Origin of the sequence: Mesorhizobium sp. LNJC391B00, from assembly GCF_000502535.1 — a bacterium.
Taxonomy (GTDB): Bacteria; Pseudomonadota; Alphaproteobacteria; order Rhizobiales; family Rhizobiaceae; genus Mesorhizobium.
This window is the reverse complement of the sequence record NZ_AYWI01000002.1, coordinates 397,046-419,718: the sequence shown is the minus strand read 5'-3', so window position 1 is coordinate 419,718 and position 22,673 is coordinate 397,046. Positions and strand designations below refer to the sequence as shown.

At 62.2% G+C, this 22,673-nt stretch carries 20 protein-coding genes and 1 pseudogene; 14 read left to right on the top strand and 7 right to left on the bottom strand.

Features of this window, described 5'->3' with window-relative positions:
- Positions 1–48: 48 nt before the first annotated feature.
- The 3 genes from X750_RS157960 to X750_RS157970 form a co-directional block, all read right to left on the bottom strand.
- Entirely contained in the window at positions 49–696 is a 648-nt protein-coding gene (locus X750_RS157960) for a response regulator transcription factor (protein WP_023668347.1), read from the bottom strand.
- Positions 693–2,084 (bottom strand): sensor histidine kinase, encoded by a 1,392-nt coding sequence (locus X750_RS157965; protein WP_023690914.1) that lies wholly within the window; start codon positions 2,082–2,084, stop codon positions 693–695. Before X750_RS157965 ends, X750_RS157960 begins: the two co-directional genes overlap by 4 nt.
- A 163-nt stretch (positions 2,085–2,247) precedes the next feature.
- Entirely contained in the window at positions 2,248–2,541 is a 294-nt protein-coding gene (locus tag X750_RS157970; RefSeq protein ID WP_023668349.1) for a DUF1236 domain-containing protein, read from the bottom strand.
- A 597-nt stretch (positions 2,542–3,138) separates the two neighbouring features.
- Here X750_RS157970 and X750_RS157975 point away from each other — a divergent pair.
- The 3 genes from X750_RS157975 to ilvN all read left to right on the top strand — a co-directional run bounded on the left by X750_RS157975 (position 3,139) and on the right by ilvN (position 6,883).
- Positions 3,139–4,101 carry a DUF1236 domain-containing protein gene (locus X750_RS157975; protein ID WP_023668350.1) on the top strand — a complete coding sequence of 321 codons (963 nt, stop codon included), beginning with the start codon at positions 3,139–3,141 and terminating at the stop codon, positions 4,099–4,101.
- Positions 4,102–4,432: 331 nt separating this feature from the next.
- Entirely contained in the window at positions 4,433–6,229 is a 1,797-nt protein-coding gene (locus tag X750_RS157980) for an acetolactate synthase 3 large subunit (protein WP_023668351.1), read from the top strand.
- An 81-nt stretch (positions 6,230–6,310) separates the two neighbouring features.
- A complete protein-coding gene (gene ilvN / locus X750_RS157985; RefSeq protein ID WP_023668352.1) occupies positions 6,311–6,883 on the top strand; it encodes an acetolactate synthase small subunit in 573 nt (190 codons plus the stop codon).
- Between the two features lie 11 nt (positions 6,884–6,894).
- On the opposite strand, the gene X750_RS157990 is transcribed toward ilvN, so the two are convergent.
- Positions 6,895–7,275 (bottom strand): metalloregulator ArsR/SmtB family transcription factor, encoded by a 381-nt coding sequence (locus tag X750_RS157990; protein WP_050588749.1) that lies wholly within the window; start codon positions 7,273–7,275, stop codon positions 6,895–6,897.
- Between the two features lie 156 nt (positions 7,276–7,431).
- Here X750_RS157990 and X750_RS157995 point away from each other — a divergent pair, with 156 nt between their 5' ends.
- The 7 genes from X750_RS157995 to X750_RS158025 all read left to right on the top strand — a co-directional run bounded on the left by X750_RS157995 (position 7,432) and on the right by X750_RS158025 (position 15,494).
- Positions 7,432–8,388, top strand: coding sequence for an acyl-CoA desaturase (locus tag X750_RS157995; RefSeq protein WP_023746884.1), 957 nt, complete (start codon positions 7,432–7,434; stop codon positions 8,386–8,388).
- A gap of 122 nt (positions 8,389–8,510) precedes the next feature.
- Positions 8,511–9,107, top strand: coding sequence for a LysE family translocator (locus tag X750_RS158000; RefSeq protein ID WP_023735940.1), 597 nt, complete (start codon positions 8,511–8,513; stop codon positions 9,105–9,107).
- Positions 9,108–9,332: 225 nt separating this feature from the next.
- Positions 9,333–10,628: an efflux RND transporter periplasmic adaptor subunit gene (locus X750_RS158005; RefSeq protein ID WP_023746883.1), complete on the top strand. Its 1,296-nt coding sequence runs from the start codon at positions 9,333–9,335 to the stop codon at positions 10,626–10,628.
- A complete protein-coding gene (locus X750_RS158010; protein WP_023746882.1) occupies positions 10,625–13,789 on the top strand; it encodes an efflux RND transporter permease subunit in 3,165 nt (1,054 codons plus the stop codon). The genes X750_RS158005 and X750_RS158010 overlap by 4 nt, the downstream gene beginning before the upstream one ends.
- 64 nt (positions 13,790–13,853) lie before the next feature.
- Positions 13,854–14,477, top strand: coding sequence for a nitrile hydratase subunit alpha (gene nthA / locus X750_RS158015; protein ID WP_023702993.1), 624 nt, complete (start codon positions 13,854–13,856; stop codon positions 14,475–14,477).
- On the top strand, positions 14,474–15,133 hold the full coding sequence (gene nthB / locus X750_RS158020; protein WP_023725320.1) for a nitrile hydratase subunit beta: 660 nt from the start codon (positions 14,474–14,476) through the stop codon (positions 15,131–15,133). The genes nthA and nthB overlap by 4 nt, the downstream gene beginning before the upstream one ends.
- Positions 15,120–15,494, top strand: a complete 375-nt coding sequence (locus X750_RS158025) for a nitrile hydratase accessory protein (RefSeq protein WP_023725319.1) — start codon at positions 15,120–15,122, stop codon at positions 15,492–15,494. The genes nthB and X750_RS158025 overlap by 14 nt, the downstream gene beginning before the upstream one ends.
- Positions 15,495–15,535: 41 nt before the next feature.
- Here X750_RS158025 and X750_RS158030 read toward each other — a convergent pair whose 3' ends face one another.
- Positions 15,536–15,838, bottom strand: coding sequence for a hypothetical protein (locus tag X750_RS158030; RefSeq protein WP_023668360.1), 303 nt, complete (start codon positions 15,836–15,838; stop codon positions 15,536–15,538).
- A gap of 242 nt (positions 15,839–16,080) precedes the next feature.
- On the opposite strand from X750_RS158030, the gene X750_RS158035 reads away from it, so the two are divergent.
- A complete protein-coding gene (locus X750_RS158035) occupies positions 16,081–17,208 on the top strand; it encodes an ATP-dependent RecD-like DNA helicase (RefSeq protein ID WP_023682070.1) in 1,128 nt (375 codons plus the stop codon).
- A gap of 20 nt (positions 17,209–17,228) precedes the next feature.
- On the opposite strand, the gene X750_RS158040 is transcribed toward X750_RS158035, so the two are convergent.
- On the bottom strand, positions 17,229–17,648 hold the full coding sequence (locus X750_RS158040) for an STAS/SEC14 domain-containing protein (RefSeq protein ID WP_023682069.1): 420 nt from the start codon (positions 17,646–17,648) through the stop codon (positions 17,229–17,231).
- A 112-nt stretch (positions 17,649–17,760) separates the two neighbouring features.
- Here X750_RS158040 and X750_RS158045 point away from each other — a divergent pair, with 112 nt between their 5' ends.
- From X750_RS158045 to X750_RS158055, 3 genes and pseudogenes are all read left to right on the top strand, one after another.
- A complete protein-coding gene (locus X750_RS158045) occupies positions 17,761–18,501 on the top strand; it encodes a pyridoxine 5'-phosphate synthase (protein WP_023702989.1) in 741 nt (246 codons plus the stop codon).
- A 77-nt stretch (positions 18,502–18,578) separates the two neighbouring features.
- Positions 18,579–20,489: pseudogene (locus X750_RS158050) on the top strand (potassium transporter Kup); the annotation flags it as partial.
- A gap of 115 nt (positions 20,490–20,604) precedes the next feature.
- Entirely contained in the window at positions 20,605–21,645 is a 1,041-nt protein-coding gene (locus X750_RS158055) for an aldehyde reductase (RefSeq protein ID WP_023746880.1), read from the top strand.
- Positions 21,646–21,695: 50 nt separating this feature from the next.
- Here the strand turns inward: X750_RS158055 and X750_RS158060 are convergent, their stop codons facing one another.
- Positions 21,696–22,586 carry an SDR family oxidoreductase gene (locus X750_RS158060; RefSeq protein ID WP_023668371.1) on the bottom strand — a complete coding sequence of 297 codons (891 nt, stop codon included), beginning with the start codon at positions 22,584–22,586 and terminating at the stop codon, positions 21,696–21,698.
- Positions 22,587–22,673: the final 87 nt, after the last annotated feature.

Sequence of the window (22,673 nt, the reverse complement as noted above, 5' to 3'; positions counted from 1 at the left end):
TGTTGGTTCGCCAACCAGCATCCGACCTTCAGACAAGCCCCGATCTCCCTATACAAGACCCGTTTTGGGCGCGTGCATAAGAATGGCTGCTTCGGTGCGGTTTCGCACCTTTAGCTTTTGAAATATCCGAGTCATGTGGTGTTTTACCGTTTTCTCCTGCAGGTTGAGACGTTTGGCGACTTCTTTATTGCTCAGTCCTTCGCCTACCAAGGAGATTATCCCAAGCTCGCGTCCCGAGAGATTGGCAACGAGATCGGTTGTGCGCTTTTCCGGCCGGATCAGTTCATTCAAAAGCTGCGCTGACAGGGTCGGCGAAACATATTTTTTTCCTGCGGCTATATAAGTCAGCACCTCGGCCAGCGATGCCGCCCCAATCCCTTTCAGCACATATCCGCGTACGCCCAGCCTGAGCGCCGTTGCCAAATCGGCGTTCGCCTCCGAGACGGTGAGCATGACGATCTTGCAGTCAGGCTGAGTTGCAAGAATATTTTCCGCTGCCGCCAGACCCCCTCCCGGCAAACTGATGTCTAGCAGCAATATGTCGGGATTTGCCAAGGCCGCAAGCTGTTCGGCATCCGTCGCGGTTTCGCCCGCACCAACGACTTCGAAGCCGCCGATTTCGGCGAGGCTGCGAGCCACACCCTCGCGAAACAGCGGATGATCATCAACAATGGCAATCCTTATGGGAGCGGTCATTTCTGGTCCTCGATGTTGAGCGTTATGGTCAGCCGGGTCCCCCTGGGGCTCGAAAAGGTCTCGAAGTGACCTCCGATACTTTCGATACGTTCCCTCATACCGGCGAGTCCAAGTCCTTCACACGATCCCGACTGGAATCCAGGGCCGTGATCAAGCACTTGAATGAGGAGCTTGCCCTGCGTCACTCTCGCCTTGACAGCCTGCCCCTTGCCCAGACCGTGTCGCCAGGCATTGTTCAGCCCCTCCTGCGCGAAGCGAAAGATGCTTATTTTCTCGGACGTCCCCAGGTCGGGCAGGCGAGATGGCAGTGAAAGCGATACGGAGGAGGCCGTCCGGCGTTCATGTTCGGCAACTGCAAGCCGCAATATCTCCGCGACTGTCGAAGCTTCGATCTGTGGCAGCACGAGGCCGGTGCAGATGGCGCGGATCTCCCGCATCGCCTCGTCCAACGTATGATGGATATCGGCGATCTCGGTCTTCCGGTGGCTTGGGGATGCGGCGGGATCGAGCAGCAGAGGGCTGTCCATGCGCAGCGCAGCCAGTGCGACCAGCTGAGCTGGACCGTCATGCAAATCAGACCCGATGCGACGCAAGTAACGCTCGTTGATTGCCGTTGCGCGGCGCGACGCCTGCTGGACGCGCTCCCGCAAAGCGGAATTCTGCTCCAAAAGCAACTGAAGTTCGGCCACTTGTGTCTCAAGCGCTGAACGCTGCGTTTCGATAGTGCTGCTGCCGCGAAGCACGATTCCCGAGAGCATCGCCAAGGCGACCGCGGTCGCGCCAGCCACGAGCAGCCAGCTCGACCATAGTGCCGAGTTTAAAGTGCCCTGAAGATCGTCGGCTATCTCGTAGAACTCGGAAACGGCCACAACATCGCCCGACCACGGCTCTCGAACCGGATTGTAGATCTCGAGCAGCGAGGCGGTGGGGCTCTTCCGTTCCTTCCTTTCATTTTCGTCCAGATCATTGAATTGCGCCACCACGTTTCCACCGAACGCATGCAGCAAGTTCGCATTTGGCTCGAAGGTCTGGCCGATAAGAGCCGCGTCTTTGGCGTACAGCACCTTGCCATCACGCCGCCAAAGCACGAACGACGCCAGTTTTTTGCCGAGAGCACCCTGGTCCAGGGTTTCATCGAGCGCCCGTTTAACGGTGTCGCTGAGCTGCTGGCTTTTGCGCATATCCGGCAGGATTGGCGCGATGACACTGTCGACGTAAAGCGCGGTCGTGCTTGCAGAGTTGCGGATCACTCCATCTCGTATTTGCGAGGTGACCCATAGGCCGACGACCAGCATCAGCGACAGCAGCCCAATGCTTCCGACTATGATGAACTGCCAAGCCAACGATAGCCTGTTCCAGTTTTGATAGAGACTATCAATGTAGCGCACGTCTCAACCGACCCCGCGACTTTGGCCGCGCCAAAATGCCTAAGCCATCCTACATCTAGAACGGTCGATGGTGCGAGCAAGCGCTAGGTTGAATTGCCGGGGAAACCGCAATTTCAGGGCATGATCCCACCGCCACCCGCGGGGAACGGCGGTGGGATCAGCGTTACTGTATGATCTTGACGATCTTCCGCGTGCCGGGGTCGACCAGCACGGTTCGCCCGTCGACCACAACGTAGCGATACTTGACGCTCGGCACTTCATGCAGTTCCACCGTGTCGGGAATGGCGGTCCCCACGTTCAATTCGACACCTGGAATCTTCACCGACGCAAGGGGCTGCTTTTTCACGTATTCGCGCACAACCGTTTCCTGCTCCGGCGCGATGATGACGTCTTGAGCGGCAACTACGCCCGCGCTCGCGAGCAGCAAGAATCCGGCAATTGCGGTCGACTGGTACATGGTCGTCATGATTCTCTCCTTCATCAACGCTCATGCATCTTGCGCGAGCTCGATTCCGATACGGTGGTTGTTGGTGAGGTTGATGCACACCGCAAGCCGAACGGGCTTTTCGCGGCTGCGTTCCCGCGTGGGGCTTCGGTCCGGGCGTCATCGGGCCAATGGACTATAGGGAGAGGGACCAAAGTCTGGTGCCAGGCTGTAGAGGTCCTAGAGCCTCCTCAGGGCGGAACACAGGGTTCTCGGCATCGTTGAGATCAGCACTTGTGGGAGGCGTTNGGAGGCGTTAATGGACAACAGCGTCCATCAGGCACGATGGTTGCTCTTGCCTGTTTTCGGGGTAGCCATCCTGGTCATGACGACGGGAGTACTTCTAAGCTTGTGAGGCTGGTGTCATCGCTATGGGATCGCAAGCTCAGGAGAAAATAAAATGTTGCGTTGCATTAATTTTTTGATGCAATTTGTAGCTGATTGTTGGCAAAACTACTGCCTACATTTATTGGTCTTCTTAGAAGCCCGATTTTATTCGCAAAATGCGGAACAAAGTATTTTTGACAGAGTTGGCTAGGCTGAGGGACCGACTCTTTAAGGAGAAAGCAGATGAAACATGTGTTGATCACGAGCATGATTGCGCTTGGCGTCGGGTGCGGCGCCGCGATCGCCCAGACCCAGGCTGTGCAGCCGAGCGGCGGCGACAACTGCGCCGCTGGCGCGGCCGATTGCCAGAAGGGCGGCAAGGCCGGCGAACAGGCGCAAGGCAAGATGAAGTCACAGACCGATCAGAATGCACAGGGCCAGGCTGGCGCCACGACCGATCAGCAGGCTCAGGGCAAAGCCAAGCTCAAGACGGATGAACAGGCACAGGGCAAGGCCGGGACCAGTACCGAGCAGAATGCTCAGGGTCAGGCCGGCGCCACGACCGATCAGCAGGCTCAGGGCAAGGCCAAGCTCAAGACGGATGAACAGGCCCAGGGCAAGGCCGGGACCAGCACCGAGCAGAATGCTCAGGGCCAGACCGGCACCAGCACCGAGAAGCAGGCTCAGGGCAAGGCCAAGCTCAAGACGGATGAACAGGCCCAAGGCAAGGCCGGGACCAGCACCGAGCAGAACGCTCAGGGCCAGACCGGCACCAGCACCGAGAAGCAGGCTCAGGGCAAAGCCGGGACCAGCACCGAGCAGAACGCTCAGGGCCAGACCGGCACCAGCACGGACCAGCAGGCCCAGGGCAAGGCCGGGACCACCACCGAGCAGAACGCTCAGGGCAACACAAACGTCCAGACCGACCAGGGCAATACGGCCTCGATCAACAACGTGACCGTCGAGCAGAAGACGCAGGTCACGCAGATCATCCACGAGACCAGGGTTGAGCCGGTGAAGAACGTCGACTTCGACATTTCGGTCGGCATCGAGGTGCCGCGGCACAAAGTGCGCCTGCACCGTCTGCCGGCGCGCATTGTCAAGATCGTCCCGGCCTACGAATCCTATGAGTACTTCGTGCTGGCCGACGGGCGCATCGTCATCGTCGACCCGGATACGTACAAGATCGTGCTGATCCTGACGTGACACGGCAGTGACTCTTGTTCCCGGCGCGGTGCGATTGAGGGGTATCGTATGCGCCGCGGTGGCCCGCCGACCAGAGGCGGCGGGCCACTTGCTTTGTCTTTCGCATCGCGCGTTTTTCCCGTTGACACCCTGCCTTTCACCCTCGTAGTGTCCGCCACGATGAAAAAGGCACTCATTCTCGTAGGAAAGCGCGTGGGCAAGGCGGTGTAACCGCCGGGCGAAAACCTCCCATGCGCAACACACAGGCTCCCATCGGGGGCCTTTTTTATTGCCCGAAACACGACTAAACGACCAGCAATCGCCTCATGGCTAGAAGTACGGGACCAGACCGATGAGCAACGGACAGAACGAACGGCGCGAAATGCCAAACAGGGAAATGACTGGCGCCGAAATGGTGGTGCAGGCGCTGAAGGACAATGGCGTCAAGCATGTCTTCGGCTATCCCGGCGGCGCGGTGCTTCCGATCTATGACGAAATCTTCCAGCAGGACGAGGTCGAGCATATCCTCGTCCGCCACGAGCAAGGCGCAGGGCATGCGGCCGAAGGCTATGCCCGCTCGACCGGCAAGGCCGGCGTCATGCTGGTGACCTCCGGCCCGGGCGCCACCAATGCGGTGACGCCGCTGCAGGATGCGCTGATGGATTCGATCCCGCTGGTCTGCCTGACCGGGCAGGTGCCGACTTCGCTGATCGGCTCCGACGCGTTCCAGGAGTGCGACACGGTCGGCATCACGCGCCCCTGCACCAAGCACAACTGGCTGGTGAAGGACGTCAACGAATTGGCCGCCACCATCCATGAGGCCTTCCATGTCGCGACGACCGGCCGCCCCGGCCCGGTGGTGGTCGACATTCCGAAGGATGTGCAGTTCGCCAAAGGCATCTATGTGCCGCCGCAGGCGGCGCCGCGCACCAGCTACCAGCCGAAGGTCCAGGGCGACCTGGAAAAGATCAAGGCCGCCGTCGAACTGATGGCCAGCGCCAAGAAGCCGATCATTTATTCCGGCGGCGGCGTCATCAACTCCGGTCCGGAGGCCAGCCATTTGCTGCGCGAACTGGTCGACCTCACCGGCTTCCCGATCACCTCGACGCTGATGGGCCTCGGCGCGTATCCTGCATCGGGCAAGAACTGGATGGGCATGCTGGGCATGCACGGCACTTACGAAGCCAATATGGCGATGCATGATTGCGACGTGATGATCTGCATCGGCGCGCGCTTCGACGACCGCATCACCGGACGGCTGACCGCCTTCTCGCCCAATTCGAAGAAGATCCACATCGACATCGATCCATCGTCGATCAACAAGAACGTGCACACGGAAGTGCCCATCATCGGCGATGTCGGCCGGGTGCTGGAGGACATGGTGCGGCTGTGGCGGGCGAGCGCCAAGGCCGACAAGAAGGCGCTCCATCCCTGGTGGGAGCAGATCGCCAAATGGCGCGCGCGTGACTCGCTCGCGTTCAAGATGAACCACGATGTGATCATGCCGCAATATGCCATCCAGCGGCTCTACGAACTGACCAAGGACATGGACACCTACATCACCACCGAGGTCGGCCAGCACCAGATGTGGGCGGCGCAGCACTATCATTTCGAGAAGCCGAACCGCTGGATGACGTCGGGCGGGTTGGGCACGATGGGCTACGGCCTGCCGGCGGCGCTCGGCGTGCAGATCGCGCACCCGGATGCGCTTGTCATCGACATCGCAGGCGATGCCTCGGTGCAGATGACGATGCAGGAGATGAGCGCGGCGGTGCAGCACAATGCGCCGATCAAGATCTTCATCCTCAACAACCAGTATATGGGCATGGTGCGCCAGTGGCAGCAGCTGCTGCACGGCAACCGTCTGTCGCATTCCTACACCGAAGCGATGCCCGACTTCGTCAAGCTGGCCGACGCATATGGCGGCCATGGCATTCGCTGCGAGAAGCCGGACGAGCTGGACGATGCGATCAAGGAGATGATCGCGGTGAAGAAGCCGGTGCTGTTCGATTGCCGGGTGGCGACGCTCGCCAACTGCTTCCCGATGATCCCGTCGGGCAAGGCGCATAATGAAATGCTCCTGCCCGACGAGGCGACCGACGAAGCCGTGGCCAACGCCATCGACGCCAAGGGCAGGGAACTGGTCTAGGTCCAAGCCGGGGCAGGGCTGTCGCGAGAAGCCGTGCGCAAACAGAGAATTAGCTCAAAGTCTGAAATCGAGATTCATGTCATGAACGCACAGCTTCAACCGACCGGCTCCGCCTATTTCATCGCCAAGGAAACGGAAAAGCCGGAGAACCACACGCTCTCCGTGCTGGTCGACAATGAGCCCGGCGTGCTTGCCCGGGTCATCGGCCTCTTTTCCGGCCGCGGTTATAACATCGAGAGCCTCACCGTCTCCGAGACCGAACACGAGAAGCACCTGTCGCGCATCACCATCGTGACGCGCGGCACGCCGCATGTGCTGGAGCAGATCAAGCACCAGCTCGAACGCATCGTGCCGGTGCATCGCGTCGTCGATCTCACCGTGCGCTCGCACGAGTTCGGCCAGGAGCGGCCGCTGGAACGCGAGTTGGCGCTGGTCAAGGTCGCCGGCACCGGCGAAGCCCGCGTCGAGGCGCTGCGTCTGGCGGACGCTTTTCGCGCTTCGGTCATCGACGCCAACACCGAGCACTTCATCTTCGAGATTACCGGCAAGGGTTCGAAGCTCGACCAGTTCATCGCCATCATGAAGCCGCTCGGCTTGGTCGAGATCTGCCGCACCGGCGTGGCGGCGATGAACCGCGGCCCGCAAGGGATGTAGTCTCAGTCCAACTATTTTACCGGCTTGGGATCGACCTTGCCGTTCGCCAGATTCTTACTCTCCCTTTTGATCGGGCGCGATACCGGACAGACGTCCTGGACGAAGCCGTTCAGCGTGTTAACCAGATTGTTCTGGACCAGCGAGTAGCGGATGAATTGTCCCTGCCGCTCCCTGGCGATGAGGCCGGCCGTCTCCAGGATGCTCAGATGCTGCGAGATCGACGGCTTCGACATGTCGAAGCGCGCCGCGATCTCGCCCGCGGTCAGCGAGGAGTGGGCGAGATAGGCGAGGATCTTGCGCCTCGGCTGCGATGACAGCGCCTCGAACACGCGCTGTATGGCGCTGCTTGCCCCGATAGCCGTGTCGCCATGCGCTGCATTGTCTTCGATCACCGCCTGCCTCTGTCGTTTCGCTTCCGGTATTTAGTCTATTGCCTAAATACCTAAATCGGAATAGTAGATAGTTAGCTTATTGCCTAAATAAGCGCCGGCGCGCCGGAAGGCAAGGCTCTTTGGTCCGGAAATGTTTCCTGCAGAGGAGGGGTGCCGATGAAGACCATATCCACAGGCAGAATGATCTCGCAGCCCTTGAGCGATGCCGAAGATGGCGAGGTCGCCTGGATGCCGGCCAAGTCGATCTGGGTCGGCGCGATGACGCTGATTGCGTTGGTGTTCGGGCCGCTGACCTTCAGCTGGAGCGCTTTCGCCCTGTTCGTAGCGACGACGGCGGTGACGATCTGCGCCGGACACTCGGTCGGCATGCATCGCCTGCTCATCCATCGCTCGTTCAGCGTTCACATCTGGCTCGAACACGCGCTGGTCTATCTCGGCACGCTCGTCGGCATGGCCGGTCCGTTCGGCATGATCTATGCGCATGACATACGAGACTGGGCGCAGCGCCAGACGGCTTGTCACGACCTGCACGCCCACCGCCGGCCTTTCTTCACCGACGCTTTCTGGCAAATGCATTGCGCCGTGGCGTTGCGCAATCCGCCTGACTTCGTCATCGAGCCGTCGATCAGAAACGACCGCTTCTACAAATTCGTCGAGCGGACCTGGATGCTGCAGCAACTGCCGTGGGCGATCCTTTTCTTGCTGCTCGGCGGGTGGAGCTGGGTGGTCTGGGGCATTGCGGTGCGTATCTCCGTGTCGCTGACCGGGCATTGGCTGGTCGGGCATTTCGCACATCGCAGCGGGCAGCAGGGCTGGCGTGTCGATGGCGTTGCCGTGCAGGGCTACAACCTGCCGCGTTTCGGCCTGGTGACCTTTGGCGAGAGTTTCCACGGCAATCACCATGCGTTTCCCGAATCCGCAAAGCTCGGCCTGGAACGCGGGCAGATCGATCTCGGCTGGCTCTTCATCCGCATCCTGGCTGCCCTCGGCCTCGCGCATGGCGTGAAGCTTCCCGGGAACACGCCGAGGCGCAAAGGCCTGCGGCGTGTGGCTGGCCGTCAGGAGGCGGCCGCCGCTCCCAGCCTGTTGTCGGCGCGGCCCCACGGCAGGTAGACTGTGCCGGCGTGGCTGGCACGGATAGACGGATCACGGCGGAGCGCTTTGGACCAATCGAATGAAGTTGCGTCCAGCGCCCTGTCGATTTAAGTCAGCATTGCTGACCTTTGTGAGCCGTCATGACCCTCGACGCTTTCCTTGCCCTTTTGGTCTACGCCTTCGTGACCTCGATCACGCCGGGGCCGAACAACCTCATGCTCTTGGCGTCGGGCGTGAATTTCGGCCTCGTCAGAACCATTCCGCATATGCTGGGCATCAGCATGGGTTTCCTGGTGCTGTTGCTTGCCGTCGGCTTCGGCCTGGGCGCGGTGCTGACGGCGTTTCCGGCCTTGCACACCGGATTGAAGATCGCCGGCGCTGCCTATCTGCTCTATCTCGCCTGGAAGATCGCCATGTCGCGCTCGCTGTCCAGCAAGGGGGAGACGGAGGCACGGCCGATGCGCTTCATCGAGGCAGCCGCATTCCAGTGGGTCAATGCGAAAGCCTGGGTGATGGCGATCACCGCCATGGCCGTCTACTCCAATCCGGACCACCCGTTCCTGTCGGTGGCGCTGATCGCGATCGCCTTCACCGTCGTCAACCTGCCGAGCGTCTCGGTGTGGGCCGGTTTCGGCACGGCGCTGCGCGGGTTCCTGTCGGATCCGGTGCGGCTGAAATGGTTCAACATCGCCATGGGTGTGCTCTTGGGGGCGACGCTCTGGCCGATGCTGAAGTAGACGCATCCCGCCTGAGATCTCAACCGCATCCTGGCTGGTTTTCCGACTGCTGAGCCGGCTGCATAGTCATTGTGCAGTGCACATTAAATCTTCGTAATGCCGTGTTTTGGCCCTTTTCCGACAAATGTGCGTCCTATCTACTTCGGCGAGATCGCGGCAAGACGCCGTGATTGGGTAGAATGAGACCACCGGGTTCGGCGTGTCGGATCATAGGGCTTTCAGTCGATGCGCGGAAAAGTCGTTCTGGCGGTGGTGGTGGCAGCGGCCTGTGTCGCCGCGGCATGGGTCTATTTTTCGCCGGCGGCAATGAGCAGTCTGCGGCAGATGCTGCCGGGCGCCAGGCAGGCGGCAGCAACGGACAAGCCGGCTGGATCGGACAAGGCTTCGGCCGACAAGGCTGGGGGCAAATCCGGCGCCGGCGGTAATGCCGCCCGTTCGGCCTCGATCGTCTCGGCCACCGCGACAATGGCCGATTTTCCGATCCGCCGTTACGCCATCGGCTTCGTGTCTTCGCCGGCCGTGGTCAACATCAACGCCCGCGTGTCCAGCCAGATCGTATCGATCGACGTCAAGGACGGCCAGATGGTGAAGGCCGGCGACCTGCTGTTCTCGCTCGACGACAGGGCGCTCAAGGCGCAGCTTGCCAAGGATCAGGCGACGCTCGCCAAGGACCAGGCGCTGCTAACCAGTTCGGGCTCCGACCTTCAGCGCGCCAAGGATCTCGTCGCCAAGCAGGCCGGCACGCAGCAGACTTACGATCAGGCGGTGGCGGCGCAAAAGGCTGCGGCGGCGACGGTCGATGCCGACAAGGCGACGATCGACGCCGACAATGTCCAGCTCGGCTTTGCCAGCATCAAGGCGCCGATTGCCGGCCGGCTGGGCGCGGTCAACGTTTCGGTCGGTGACCTGGTTACCTTGAGCAACGGCAACTCGAGCACGGCCACGCCGCTGGTGACGATCACCGAGATGGATCCGCTGCAAGTCAACTTCAACCTGCCGGAGAGCAACCTGGCGCTGCTGCACAAGGCGCTGGCCAACCCGCAGCAAGGCGCGGTGACGCTGACCAAGGATGGCGATCCGATGCCGATCGGCAAGGGCACGCTCGACTTCGTCGATTCCAGCGTCGACACCGCGTCCGGTACGATCGCGACACGGGCGAGCATTCCCAATGCCGATCTTTCGCTGTGGCCCGGGCAATATGTGAATGTCGTGCTCGACGCCGGCATCATGCCGCAGATGACATCCATCCCGACCGTGGCCGTGCAGCCTAGCCAAAAGGGACCGTTCGTCTATGTCGTCAAGCCCGACAACACGGTCGAGATGCGGCCTGTGCAGGTGGCGCTGACCGAAGGCGAAAACAGCGCCATCAGCGAGGGCGTCAAGTCAGGCGAGAAGGTTGTCGTCGAGGGCCAAACCAGGCTGAAGGACGGCGCCAGCGTGCATGAAGGCAAGGCGGCCGGCGGTGACCAGGCCGCGCCCAAGGTCGCCGAAGCGGCTAAGGCCGGTGGGGCCGCCCAATGATTTCCGAATTCTGCATACGCAGGCCTGTCGCGACGCTGCTGATGTCGTTCGCCCTCGTGCTGGGCGGGCTGTTTGCCTACAAGTTCCTGCCGGTGGCGGCGCTGCCGAGCGCCGAATTCCCGGTCGTCAACGTCTCGGCCAACCTGGCCGGCGCGTCACCCGAAACCATGGCGACATCGGTGGCGACGCCGCTGATCAAGCAGTTCGCCACCATTGCCGGCATCGATTCGATCTCAACCAGCAATTCGCTGGGACGCACGTCCATTGCCATCCAGTTCGTGCTCAACCGGGATATCGACGCGGCGGCCGCCGATGTGCAGGCGGCGATCGCGCGCACGCAGCGGCAGTTGCCGCCGGAGATGACGTCGCCGCCGAGTTATCGCAAGGTCAATCCGGCCGACGCGCCGATCCTTCTGATGTCGCTGGTCAGCGACACGGTTCCGCTCACCGACCTCGACGCCTTCGCCGAAAATGTCATCTCGCCGTCTCTGTCGACCATCGACGGCGTGGCGCAGGTGTCGATCTTCGGCCAGCAGAAATATGCGGTGCGCGTGCAGATCGACCCGACGGCGCTGGCGGCGCGCGGCATTTCGATCGACCAGCTGCAGACGGCAATCGCGTCGGCCAACTCCAACACGCCGCTCGGCGTCTTGCAGAACGACAAGCAGCAGCTGACCATCACGGCCAATACGCAGCTCACCGATGCCGCCGGGTTCTCCAACCTCATCATCGCCACCAAGAACGGCCATCCGGTGCGGCTGGGCGAGGTGACGCGCGTCATCGACTCGGTCGAGACCACGACGACTGCAAGCTGGTATGACGGCACGCGCGCCATCATCCTGGCGGTGCAGCGCCAGCCCGACGCCAACACGGTCGACGTCGTCGACAAGGTCAAGGCGATGCTGCCGTCGTTCAAGGACCAAATGCCGGCCGCCGCCGACATCAAGCTGCTCAACGACCGTTCGACCTCGATCCGCCAGGCCGTCGACGACGTCCAGTTCACGCTGCTTCTGACCATCGCTTTGGTGGTGATGGTGATCTTCGTCTTCCTGCGCCGGGTGACTGCAACCATCATTCCGGCCGTGGCGGTGCCGATCTCGTTGATCGCGACGCTCGGCGCCATGTTCCTGTTCGGCTTTTCCATCGACAACATCTCGCTGATGGGCCTGACGCTAGCCGTAGGCCTCGTCGTCGACGACGCCATCGTCATGCTGGAAAACATCTTTCGCCACATGGAGGAGGACGGTCTCTCGGCCTTCGACGCCTCGCTGAAAGGCGCGCGCGAGATCTGCTTCACCATCATCTCGATCTCGATCTCGCTGGTGGCGGTGTTCATCCCCGTGCTTTTGATGGGCGGCGTCATCGGCCGCATCTTCAACGAATTCGCCGTCGTGGTGACGGTCGCCATTCTGGCTTCGATGTTCGTGTCGCTGACACTGACGCCAATGCTGTGTTCGCGCCTGCTGTCGGTGACCAAGGCCGATCGCGACAAGCATGCCCCCGGCCACAAGCAGGATATCGTCACCCGCGGCTATGACCGGCTTTTGACCTTCTGCCTGCGCCACACTTTTCTGGTGTTCCTCGTCTTCGTCGGTACGGCGGCAGGGTCGGTCTGGCTGATCGAGGTCTCGCCGAAAGGCTTTTTCCCGCAAGAGGATATCGGCCAGATCTCGGTTACGACGATCGCCAGGCAGGACATCTCCTACGACGCCATGGTCAAGCTGCAGAACCATGCGGCAAGTGTCTTCTCGCATTCGCCCTATGTCTCGCATGTCGCCTGGTCAGCCGGCGGCGGCAACAATGCGCTGAACCAGGGCCAGCTCTATGTGCAGCTGAAGGACAAGAGCCAGCGCCCCGACATCGACAAGGTGCTGTCGGATCTGCGGCGGCAACTGGCCACTGTGCCGGGGATCGATGCCTATATGCAGCCGGTGCAGAACCTGCGGCTTGGCGCGCGTTCTTCCGCCAGCGCCTACCAGCTCGTCGTTCAGGGCCTCGATACCGGCCTGACCGACACATGGGCGCAAAAGCTCAACGATGCGATGGCGGCCGATCATGCGAATTTCACCGACGTCACCAGCGATCTGCAGAACAATTCATTGCAGGCGACGCTGGTGGTCGATCGCGACAAGGCGGCCTCGCTCGGCATCGACACCGACACGCTGCGCTCCAGCCTCTATGGCGGCTTCGGCACGGAGCAGGTCTCGACGATCTTCGGCTCGGCCGACAGCTACGAAGTCATCATGGAGCTCGATCCCAACATCGAATGGTCGCCCGAGCGCATGCTGGCCATCCAGGTCAGGACGGCAAGCGGCAGCCTGGTGCCGCTCGGCGCCTTTGCCCGCGTCGACCGCACCGCCGGCGCGCTGACGGTCAACCAGCTCGGCCAGCTGCCCGCGGTGACCATCTCCTACAACCTGCCGCAAGGCGTGGCGCTGGGCGACAGCACGGCCCGCATCGCCGCGCTGAAGGAGCAGATCGGCATGCCGCCGGCGATTTCGACCAGCTTTGCCGGCACCGCCAAGACCTTCCAGGACTCGCTGGCCAATCAGGGCCTGCTGATCGGCGGCGCCATTCTGACCATCTATATCGTACTCGGCATCCTCTATGAGAGCTTCATCCATCCGCTGACCATTCTGACCGGCCTGCCTTCGGCGGTGCTGGGCGCCGTGGTCGCGCTGCGCTTTGCCGGCATGGACCTGTCGGTGATCGCGGTGATCGGCATCCTGATGCTGATCGGCATCGTCAAGAAGAACGGCATCATGATGGTCGACGTCGCGCTGGAGCTGCGACGAGAAGGCATGTCGGCCAAGGAGTCCATACACAAGGCGTGCCTGATGCGTTTCAGGCCGATCATGATGACGACGTTGGCGGCGCTGATGGGCACGTTCCCGATCGCGCTCGGCACCGGCGCCAGTGCTGAGCTGCGCCAGCCGCTCGGTGTCGCGGTCGTCGGCGGGCTGCTCGCTTCCCAGGCGCTGACGCTGTTCGTCACCCCTGTCATCTATGTCTATTTCGAGAATTTCTCCGGGTGGCTGGTGAGCTTCTTCTCTTCGAAGAAGAACAAGCCGGCGCTGCATGCGGTCGAGAGCGGCGAGCAGGCGTCGCTGTTCGGCCCCGAGGACCGGCTCATCGAACCCCAGAAGGCCGCCGCCGAATAGGGGATAGCCCGTGGCCCAAGCTGTCATGCTTGCGGCCATGGGCCGCCGATCCTAATCTGAGATCATGTCCCATGATCATGACCACGACAATGAGCTCGACCCGTTTGCGGCGCGCGTGCGCGCGCTGGAGACCATCCTCACCGAAAAAGGCCTGATCGATCCGGCCGCAATCGACGTCATCGTCGACACCTATGAGACCAAGATCGGACCGCGCAACGGCGCCAGGGTGGTGGCGAAAGCCTGGAGCGATCCGGCCTTTGCCGAGTGGCTGAAGCGCGACGCGACTGCGGCGATCACCTCGCTGGGCTACACCGGCCGCCAGGGCGAGCACATGCAGGCGGTGTTCAACACGGACGAGACGCACAACCTCGTCGTCTGCACGCTGTGCTCCTGCTATCCGTGGTCGGTGCTCGGCCTGCCGCCGGTCTGGTACAAGGCGCCGCCCTATCGCTCACGCGCCGTGATCGATCCGCGCGGCGTGCTGGAGGAGTTCGGGCTGACCTTGCCGGCGGAGAAAAACATCCGCGTCTGGGATTCGACTGCCGAACTGCGCTATCTCGTGGTGCCGATGCGGCCTGGCGGTACCGAAGGCTGGAGCGAGGACCAGCTCGCCGAACTGGTCAGCCGCGATGCGATGATCGGCACGGCGGTGGCCAAAGAACCCGGGACAAAGAAGGTACCGGCATGAACGGGCCGCAGGATCTCGGTGGGCAGATGGGTTTCGGGCCGGTCGCGCCCGAAAAGGACGAACCGTATTTTCATGCGGATTGGGAGAGGCGGGCGCTCGGCGTCACGCTGACTGCCGGCGCCATGGGCGCGTGGAACATCGACGAGAGCCGGCACGCCAGGGAATCGCTGCATCCGGCCGTCTATTATTCCTCGAGCTACTACCAGATCTGGATCAAAGCGCTCGAGGTGCTGCTGAAGCGCCATGGCTTCGTCAGCGAGCGCGATCTGACGGAGGGTAAGGCGGTCGATCCGGCGGCGACGCCCAAAAGGGTGTTGAAGGCCGAAAACGTGCCGGCGGTACTGGCCAAGGGCAGTCCCTGCGACCGGCCGGTCGAGACGGCGCCGCGCTTCAAGGCCGGCGACCCGGTGCGGACAAGGAATTTCAATCCCACCGCCCACACGAGGCTGCCGCGTTATGCGCGCGGCAAGCACGGAGTTATCGAGGCCGTGCGTGACGGTTTTGTGTTCCCCGACAGCAACGCGCATGGCAACGGTGAAAACCCGCAATGGGTCTATACCGTGGTCTTCGATGGCTCGGAAATCTGGGGCGAGGGCGCCGACCCGACGCTGACCGTCTCGATCGATGCCTGGGAGAGCTATCTTGAGCCGGCCTGAAGGTGCATTGCCGGCGGGTCTGGACGAACCGGTATTCGCCGAACCCTGGCAGGCCGAAGCCTTCGCCATGACGGTGGCGCTGCATGACAAGGGCCTGTTTTCGTGGAGCGAATGGGCCGATGCGCTGTCGGCGCAAGTGAAGAAGCCGGGCGCCGCAAGCGACGGCCACGACTACTACGAGCATTGGCTGGCTGCGCTGGAGACGCTGCTGGCGGCCAAGGGCGTCGCGGGAAAAAGTGACGTCGACACGCTCGCCGCCGCCTGGGAACGCGCCGCGCATGCAACCCCGCACGGCAAGCCGATTTTGTTGGAGAACGATCCGGGGCCGACCAGAGGTAGCGGCGGCGGCGCGAACATATAGTCCGCCTGTGGTTGGTGTTTGAAATCTGGCGGCCGATGCAACTAATTTTCGACGACCATGCCTTCGTCGTCCCCATAGACAAACGCCTCAACGACGGCGAAGCGGCCACGGTTTTTGGAAATGGCGACGAAGTCGTTGTCACCCAAGTGGAGGATCACTTGCTCGTCGCTGATGGTAACACGTTCTATGGTTCTGGCATTTTCGTCACTCAGACAGGCCGTGACCTCGGTATATATCGCGAACCCTGCGTCATCCGACAAGGAGACAACGATGCCATAACCAGGTTCGCCGATTTCGATCTTCTTTATCGACTTTCCGATCAGCCTGTCTGCGAACGACCTCATCAATATCCTCGCTTATAGGTGTCTGCGCCGATCTGCATCTCGATCATGTCCGTGATAGTGGCATTGCCCGATCTAGGTTCAAGTGCCTGAACTCAAATCGTTCGTTATCCGCTTGCATGTTCACTTTACGTTCGCATTTGCGCCTGCTAGTTTGTCCCGTTGAAGGTGAGGCAATCCCATCGTTTTAAGCGGTGGTTGGCACCAAGCTTGTCTTTCTCTCGCGAATCCGGTCTGTCGAACCGATGGAATTCTCTCCCCAACAGGATGAGGCGTTGAAGGCGGTGGCGCGCTGGCTGAAAGAGGGCCGGCCGCAGGTCTTCCGGCTGTTCGGCTATGCCGGCACCGGCAAGACCACGCTGGCGCGCTATTTTGCCGAGCATGTCGACGGGCAGGTGCAGTTCGCCGCCTTCACCGGCAAGGCGGCGCAGGTGCTGCGTTCCAAGGGCGCGGTCAATGCCCGCACCATCCATTCGTTGATCTACCGGCCGAAGGGCGAGGAATCGGTGTCGGACGAGGTGACCGGCAAGACCTCGATGTCGCCGACCTTCTCGCTCAATCGCCAAAGCCCTATTTCACGGGCGAAGCTGGTGGTCATCGACGAATGCTCGATGGTCGACGAGCAGCTTGGCCGCGACCTTCTGAGTTTTGGCACGCCGATCCTGGTGCTTGGCGATCCGGCGCAGCTACCGCCGATCTCGGGCGGCGGCTTTTTCACCGAGCATGAGCCGGATGTGCTCTTGACCGAAATCCACCGCCAGGCGCGCGACAATCCGATCATCCAGCTGGCGCTCGACGTGCGCGAGGGCCGCGAGTTCATGCGCGGCGACTACGGCAGCGCGCAGGTCATCGGCAAGGAGGACGTCACCCAGGAGCTGGTGCTGAAGGCGGACCAGGTGTTGGTCGGCACCAACCGCACACGCCGCCGCTACAATCAGCGCCTGCGCGAGCTGAAGGGTTTCAATGCCGATTATCCGCAGGCCGGCGACAAGCTGGTCTGCCTGCGCAACGACCCCGCCAAGGGCCTGCTCAACGGTTCGCTGTGGAAGGTGATGACCTCGTCGCGCGAGACGGTGAAGCCGGGCATCAACCTTCTGGTCTCGCCCGAGGAGGACGATCCCGACCGCGGCGTCGCCAAGATCAAGCTGCTCAAGTCGGCTTTCGAGGATCCGGACGCCGATATCCCCTGGCAGCAGAAGAAGCGCTTTGACGATTTCGACTATGGCTACGCGCTGACCGTGCACAAGGCGCAGGGTTCGCAGTGGAACGATGTCGTGCTGTTCGACGAGAGCTGGGCGTTCAAGGAAACCCGCCAGCGCTGGCTCTATACTGCCATCACGCGGGCGGCAGAGCGGCTGACGATTGTTAGATAGCTGGCGTTAGATAGCCGGCGTCAGGTAGCAGCCGGCGCAGCAGGGCTGAGTGGCGTCGCACCCAGCCATTGCCAGGCATCCGCTTCATCCTCGGCCGCGAAGTGCCTGAACTCGATGGGTGGCGAAGCCGGAAGGAAGTTCCGCGCATCCGCTATCCAGTCGGGCTCACCGATCGTCGCGCACCGGGCGATATGCTCCAGGGCGTGCACCGTGCCCTGTTTCAGCGTCTCGTCGTCCATATCGATCCAGTCGACGCCCTCATGATCAACCAGCCGCACCAAGACATCGATCCTCGGGTGCAGCGCGTAGGCAGCCTCCAGCAATCCGAACAGATTTTCGCCGTCGGCGGCCGATACATGGCCGACGACGTCGATGGCGAAAAGGTCCTCACGGTCGGTTTCGAGGCGGCGGATCGCGGGCACGGATTGGAGAAAATTCATTGGCTGGGTTCCCCCTTGCGAGCAGATGTCATCACTGGAACACCCGAAAGCCCCTGTCTGTTCCCATCAAAGGCAGTATAGATGCGCTGCACAAACAGCCGGACCTCACGCCATGCCCGCGAAACTCTCGGTCAATCTCAACGCCATCGCCATGCTGCGCAACCGCCGCGACCTGCCGTGGCCGAGCGTCACCGGGCTCGGCCGCCTGGCGCTGGCGGCCGGCGCGCACGGGCTGACGGTTCATCCGCGGCCCGACGAGCGCCACACCAGGCATTCCGACCTGCCGGAGATCCGGGCGCTGATCGACGACGAGTTTCCCAAGGCGGAGTTCAACATCGAGGGCTACCCGACCGAGGATTTTCTGGCGCTTGTGGAAAGGCACCAGCCGGAGCAGGTGACGCTGGTGCCCGACGATCCGGCGCAGGCGACATCAGACCATGGCTGGAACTTTGCCGCCGAGGCGGCGTTCCTTAACCCGATCGTCAAGCGTCTGAAAAAAGGGGGCTTCCGCGTGTCGCTGTTTTCCGATCCGGATCCCACCGGCGTCAATGCCGCGCGCGACACCGGCGCCGACCGCATCGAGCTCTATACCGGGCCCTACGGCAGCTACCATTCCGATTCCGCCAAGGCGCGGAAGGAGCTGGAAAGATTGGGAAAAACCGCGGATGCCGCACTCGCCGCCGGGCTCCAGGTCAATGCCGGGCACGATCTGGTGGTGAACAACCTTCCGGCATTGGCAAAGCGCATTCCGGCATTGGCCGAAGTGTCTATCGGACACGGGTTGACAGCCGATGCGTTGGAGTATGGCATGGCCGGCACGGTGGGGCGGTTTCTGAAGGCTTGCGGTTGGTAGCGGTGGAAGGCTCGTGTCGAAGGTGATATCGCATGACAGCAAGCAAGGCGCACCGCGCGGTGATCGGGGAGTAGTCGATGGCTCTTTCCAGCATCGGTAGCGAGGCTGAACCCGTCGAACAACCGAACCACTCCCACACTGAACAGCACAGCACCAAAGTTCTGATGCTGGGCGCGCTTGGCGTCGTCTATGGCGATATCGGCACCAGCCCGATCTATGCCTTCCGCGAGGCGCTTCACGCTTCGCCTGGTACCGACACGCGCATAGATGTCCTGGGCGTGCTGTCGCTGATCGTCTGGGCGCTGACGATTATCGTCACCATAAAATACGTCGCTTTCGTGCTTCGCGCCGACAACAAGGGCGAGGGCGGCACGCTGTCCCTGATGGCGCTGGCGCGCAGCGCCTATCCAAAAGGCGCCAAGCTTATCCTCGGCATCGGACTTTGCGGGGCGTCGCTTTTTTTCGGAGACGCTATCATAACTCCGGCCATTTCCGTGCTGTCGGCAGTTGAGGGCCTGGAAGTGGTGACACCGACGCTGGAGGCCTATGTCGTTCCGATCACCTTGGTCATCCTGGCGTTTCTGTTCTCCGTGCAGCGCTTCGGCACGGGGAAGGTGGCGGCAGTATTCGGGCCGGTGACGGCGCTATGGTTCCTGGCCATCGGCGTTTCCGGGCTCTACCACCTGATGGATGATCCTTCGGTGCTGTTGGCGATCAACCCGTATTATGCGATCGCCTACTTAGCCGGCACGCCGACCGCCGCTTTCGTGACCGTTGGTGCAGTGTTCCTGGCGGTAACGGGGGCCGAGGCGCTTTATGTCGACCTTGGACATTTCGGGCGCAAGCCGATCGTGCTCGCGTGGTTTTCCGTGGTGTTTCCTTGCCTGCTGCTCAACTACTTCGGCCAGGGCGCCTTTGTGTTGGCGAATGGCGGCAGGCCGACCAATCCATTCTTCGAGATGTTGCCGGATTGGGCGCTGATGCCAATGGTCGGCTTGGCAACGGCCGCCACCGTGATCGCCAGTCAGGCGGTGATCTCGGGTGCTTTTTCGCTGGCACGTCAGGCAGTGCAACTCAACCTGCTGCCCCGCATCGAGGTGCAGCACACGTCCGAAATGCAGAGCGGCCAGATTTATATGCCGCGCGTCAACCTGCTCATCGCCCTGGGAGTGATGCTGCTGGTTGTCGGCTTCGGCAGCTCGAGTTCGCTGGCTTCCGCTTACGGAATTTCGGTGACCGGCGAGATGCTGATGACAACCATTCTGCTGTTCGTTGTCATGCGCAATTTGTGGAAATGGCAGCTTGGGCTCGCCCTGGCATTGGCGCTGCTGTTCGGCACCATCGACATGGGTTTCTTCCTGGCGAATGTCGTCAAGATCGTGGAAGGCGGATGGGTGTCAATATCCGTTGCCTGCCTCATGGGGCTGATCATGACCACCTGGATACGCGGCAGCCGCTATCTGTTCGACAAGACCCGGCGCAACGAAATCCCGCTCGATTTCCTCGCCGGCAATCTGCTGAAGAAGAAGCCGCAGCTGGTGTCCGGCACCGCCGTGTTCCTGACCAGCGATCCGCAAAGCGCGCCGACAGCGCTGATGCACAGCCTGAAGCACTACAAGGTGCTGCACGAGCAGAACGTCATTCTGTCGGTGGTCACCGCACCGCAACCGCTGGTGCCCGACAGCGAGCGGGTCAAGATGGAGACAGTCAACGAGTTGTTCATGCGGGTGACGCTGACCTTCGGCTATATGGAGCAGCCCAACATTCCGCGCGCGCTGGCGATCTGCCGCAAGCAGGGCTGGAAGTTCGACATCATGACGACGTCGTTCTTCCTGTCGCGGCGCTCGCTCAAAGCATCGCCCAATTCCGGCATGCCGGTGTGGCAGGACAAGCTGTTCATCGGGCTCGCCCGCTCGGCGGCCGATGCGACGGAGTATTTCCAGATCCCGACCGGACGTGTGGTCGAGATCGGCACGCAGGTGGCGATCTANGGCGGCCGATGCGACGGAGTATTTCCAGATCCCGACCGGACGTGTGGTCGAGATCGGCACGCAGGTGGCGATCTAAGGGGTCTCGAAGGGATAAATCGTTGAGGAGGCTAATATGAGCGGCGAATTGGTGCTGGTCACCGGCGGGTCCGGCTTCCTCGGCGCTCACTGCATCCTCGAACTGTTGAAGGCCGGCTACCGCGTCCGCACCTCCGTGCGATCGGCCAGGCGCGAAGCCGATGTGCTCGCCATGCTCAAGGCAGGTGGCACGGAGCCCGGTGACGCCCTTTCATTCGCCCATGCCGATCTGATGGCCGACGCAGGCTGGCCGGCGGCGGTGGCCGGCTGCGATTACGTGCTGCATGTCGCATCGCCTTTTCCGCCCGGCGTGCCCACGCATGAGGATGACCTGATCCTTCCGGCGCGCGAGGGCGCGTTGCGCGTGCTGCGGGCGGCGCGGGATGCCGGGGTCAGGCGCGTCGTGCTCACCTCATCCTTCGCGGCCGTCGGCTATGGCAAGATGCGCGCGGATGGGCAGCCTTTCAACGAGGAAAACTGGACCGATCCGGCAGGCAAGGTCAGCGCCTATGTGAAGTCCAAGACGCTCGCCGAGCGCGCGGCCTGGGATTTCATCGCCGAGCAGGGCGGCGCGCTGGAGCTTGCGGTCGTCAATCCCGTTGGCATCTTTGGACCGGTGCTCGGCGCGGACCATTCGACCTCGACCGAATTTGTCCAGCGCATGCTGAACGGCGCCGTGCCTGGGCTGCCGCGCCTGTCCTTCGGCGTCGTCGACGCGCGCGACGTGGCGGATCTGCATGTTCGCGCCATGACCCACCCCGCCGCCAAGGGCGAACGGTTCCTCGCTGTCGCCGGCGATTTCATGACAGTGCGCGAGATCGCGCAGACCCTGAAGACGCGGCTCGGGCCGGCGGGGTCGCGCGTCTCGACGCGGGAGTTTCCCGATTGGCTGGTGCGCATCATCGGGCTGTTCAATCCGGAAGCGGCACAACTCGCAACGGAACTGGGCAAGATCAAGAACGCCACCAACGCCAAGGCGGTGCGCGTGCTCGGCTGGGCGCCACGCTCGCGCGAAGATGCGTTGACTGCCACGGGCGAAAGCCTGATCCGGCTGGGACTGGTCAAGCGACGTAAGTAATTGTGCGGGAGGCCGAACCTTAAGGGCTCGGCGTCCCGCAACGGCAGCTTTCAGCCGGCCAGTGCAGCCTTGTTCGTCTCCAGAAACTGCTTCAGCGGCACCGACTTTCGGCCGGAGAGTTTTTCGACCGCGTCGGTCACCATGCCGAGGTCACCGGCGCGGGCGGCGGCGTCGAATGAAACCAGCACCTTGGCGAAGGGTTCAGGCAGGCCGGCCGACTTCATTCCCTCGGTCAGGGCTTCGTCGGAAAGCTGGATGACCTTGATCGGCTTGCTGGTGACCTCGGTGACCAACGCCGCCACTTCGGCAGCCGTATACGCACTGGGGCCGGTGAGCGTGTAAGTCGCGCTTTCGCTGCTGTCCGAGGCGAGCCCCGCTGCGATCGCCGCCGCGAAATCGTCGCGCGTGCCGTAGGAAATGGCGCCGTCGCCGGCGGAGGTGTACCACTGACCCGACGCCAGAACCTGCGGCAACGCCATGAACAGGTTCTCGTTATACCAGCCGTTGCGGAATATCGTGTAGGGGATCCCGCTCGCCTTGATCGCCTGTTCGGTGTCGTAGTGGTCGGGCGCGAAAACAACCGGCGAACCAGGCTCGGGGTTGGGCATCGAGGTGTACAGCAGGTGGCCGACGCCAGCCTGTTTGGCCGCCGTCACCGCCGCAAGCTGCTGCTCGCGCCGCTTCCCCTGTACCTCAAGTTCGTTGGTCGAGATGACGAGTGCCCGGTCGGCTCCCGCGAAGGCCTCGGCAAGCGATTGCGGGTCGTTGAAGTCAGCGGCTCTGACGACGACGCCGCGCACCGCCAGATCGGCAAGGTTGGCGGGTGTACGGGTGGTGGCGATGATGCGGTTTGCGGGGACCTTTAATGTGTCCAGCAGGTGGTTGATGACGCCGCGGCCAAGCTGGCCGGAAGCGCCGGTGACGAGAAGGGTTGCGGTCATGGGGGATCCTGAAATTGCGCCGGGTGGCGGGTGCTTCTGACAGTCTCAAAAAGAGACCAGCACTAAAATAAGAATTGACCGGCCACC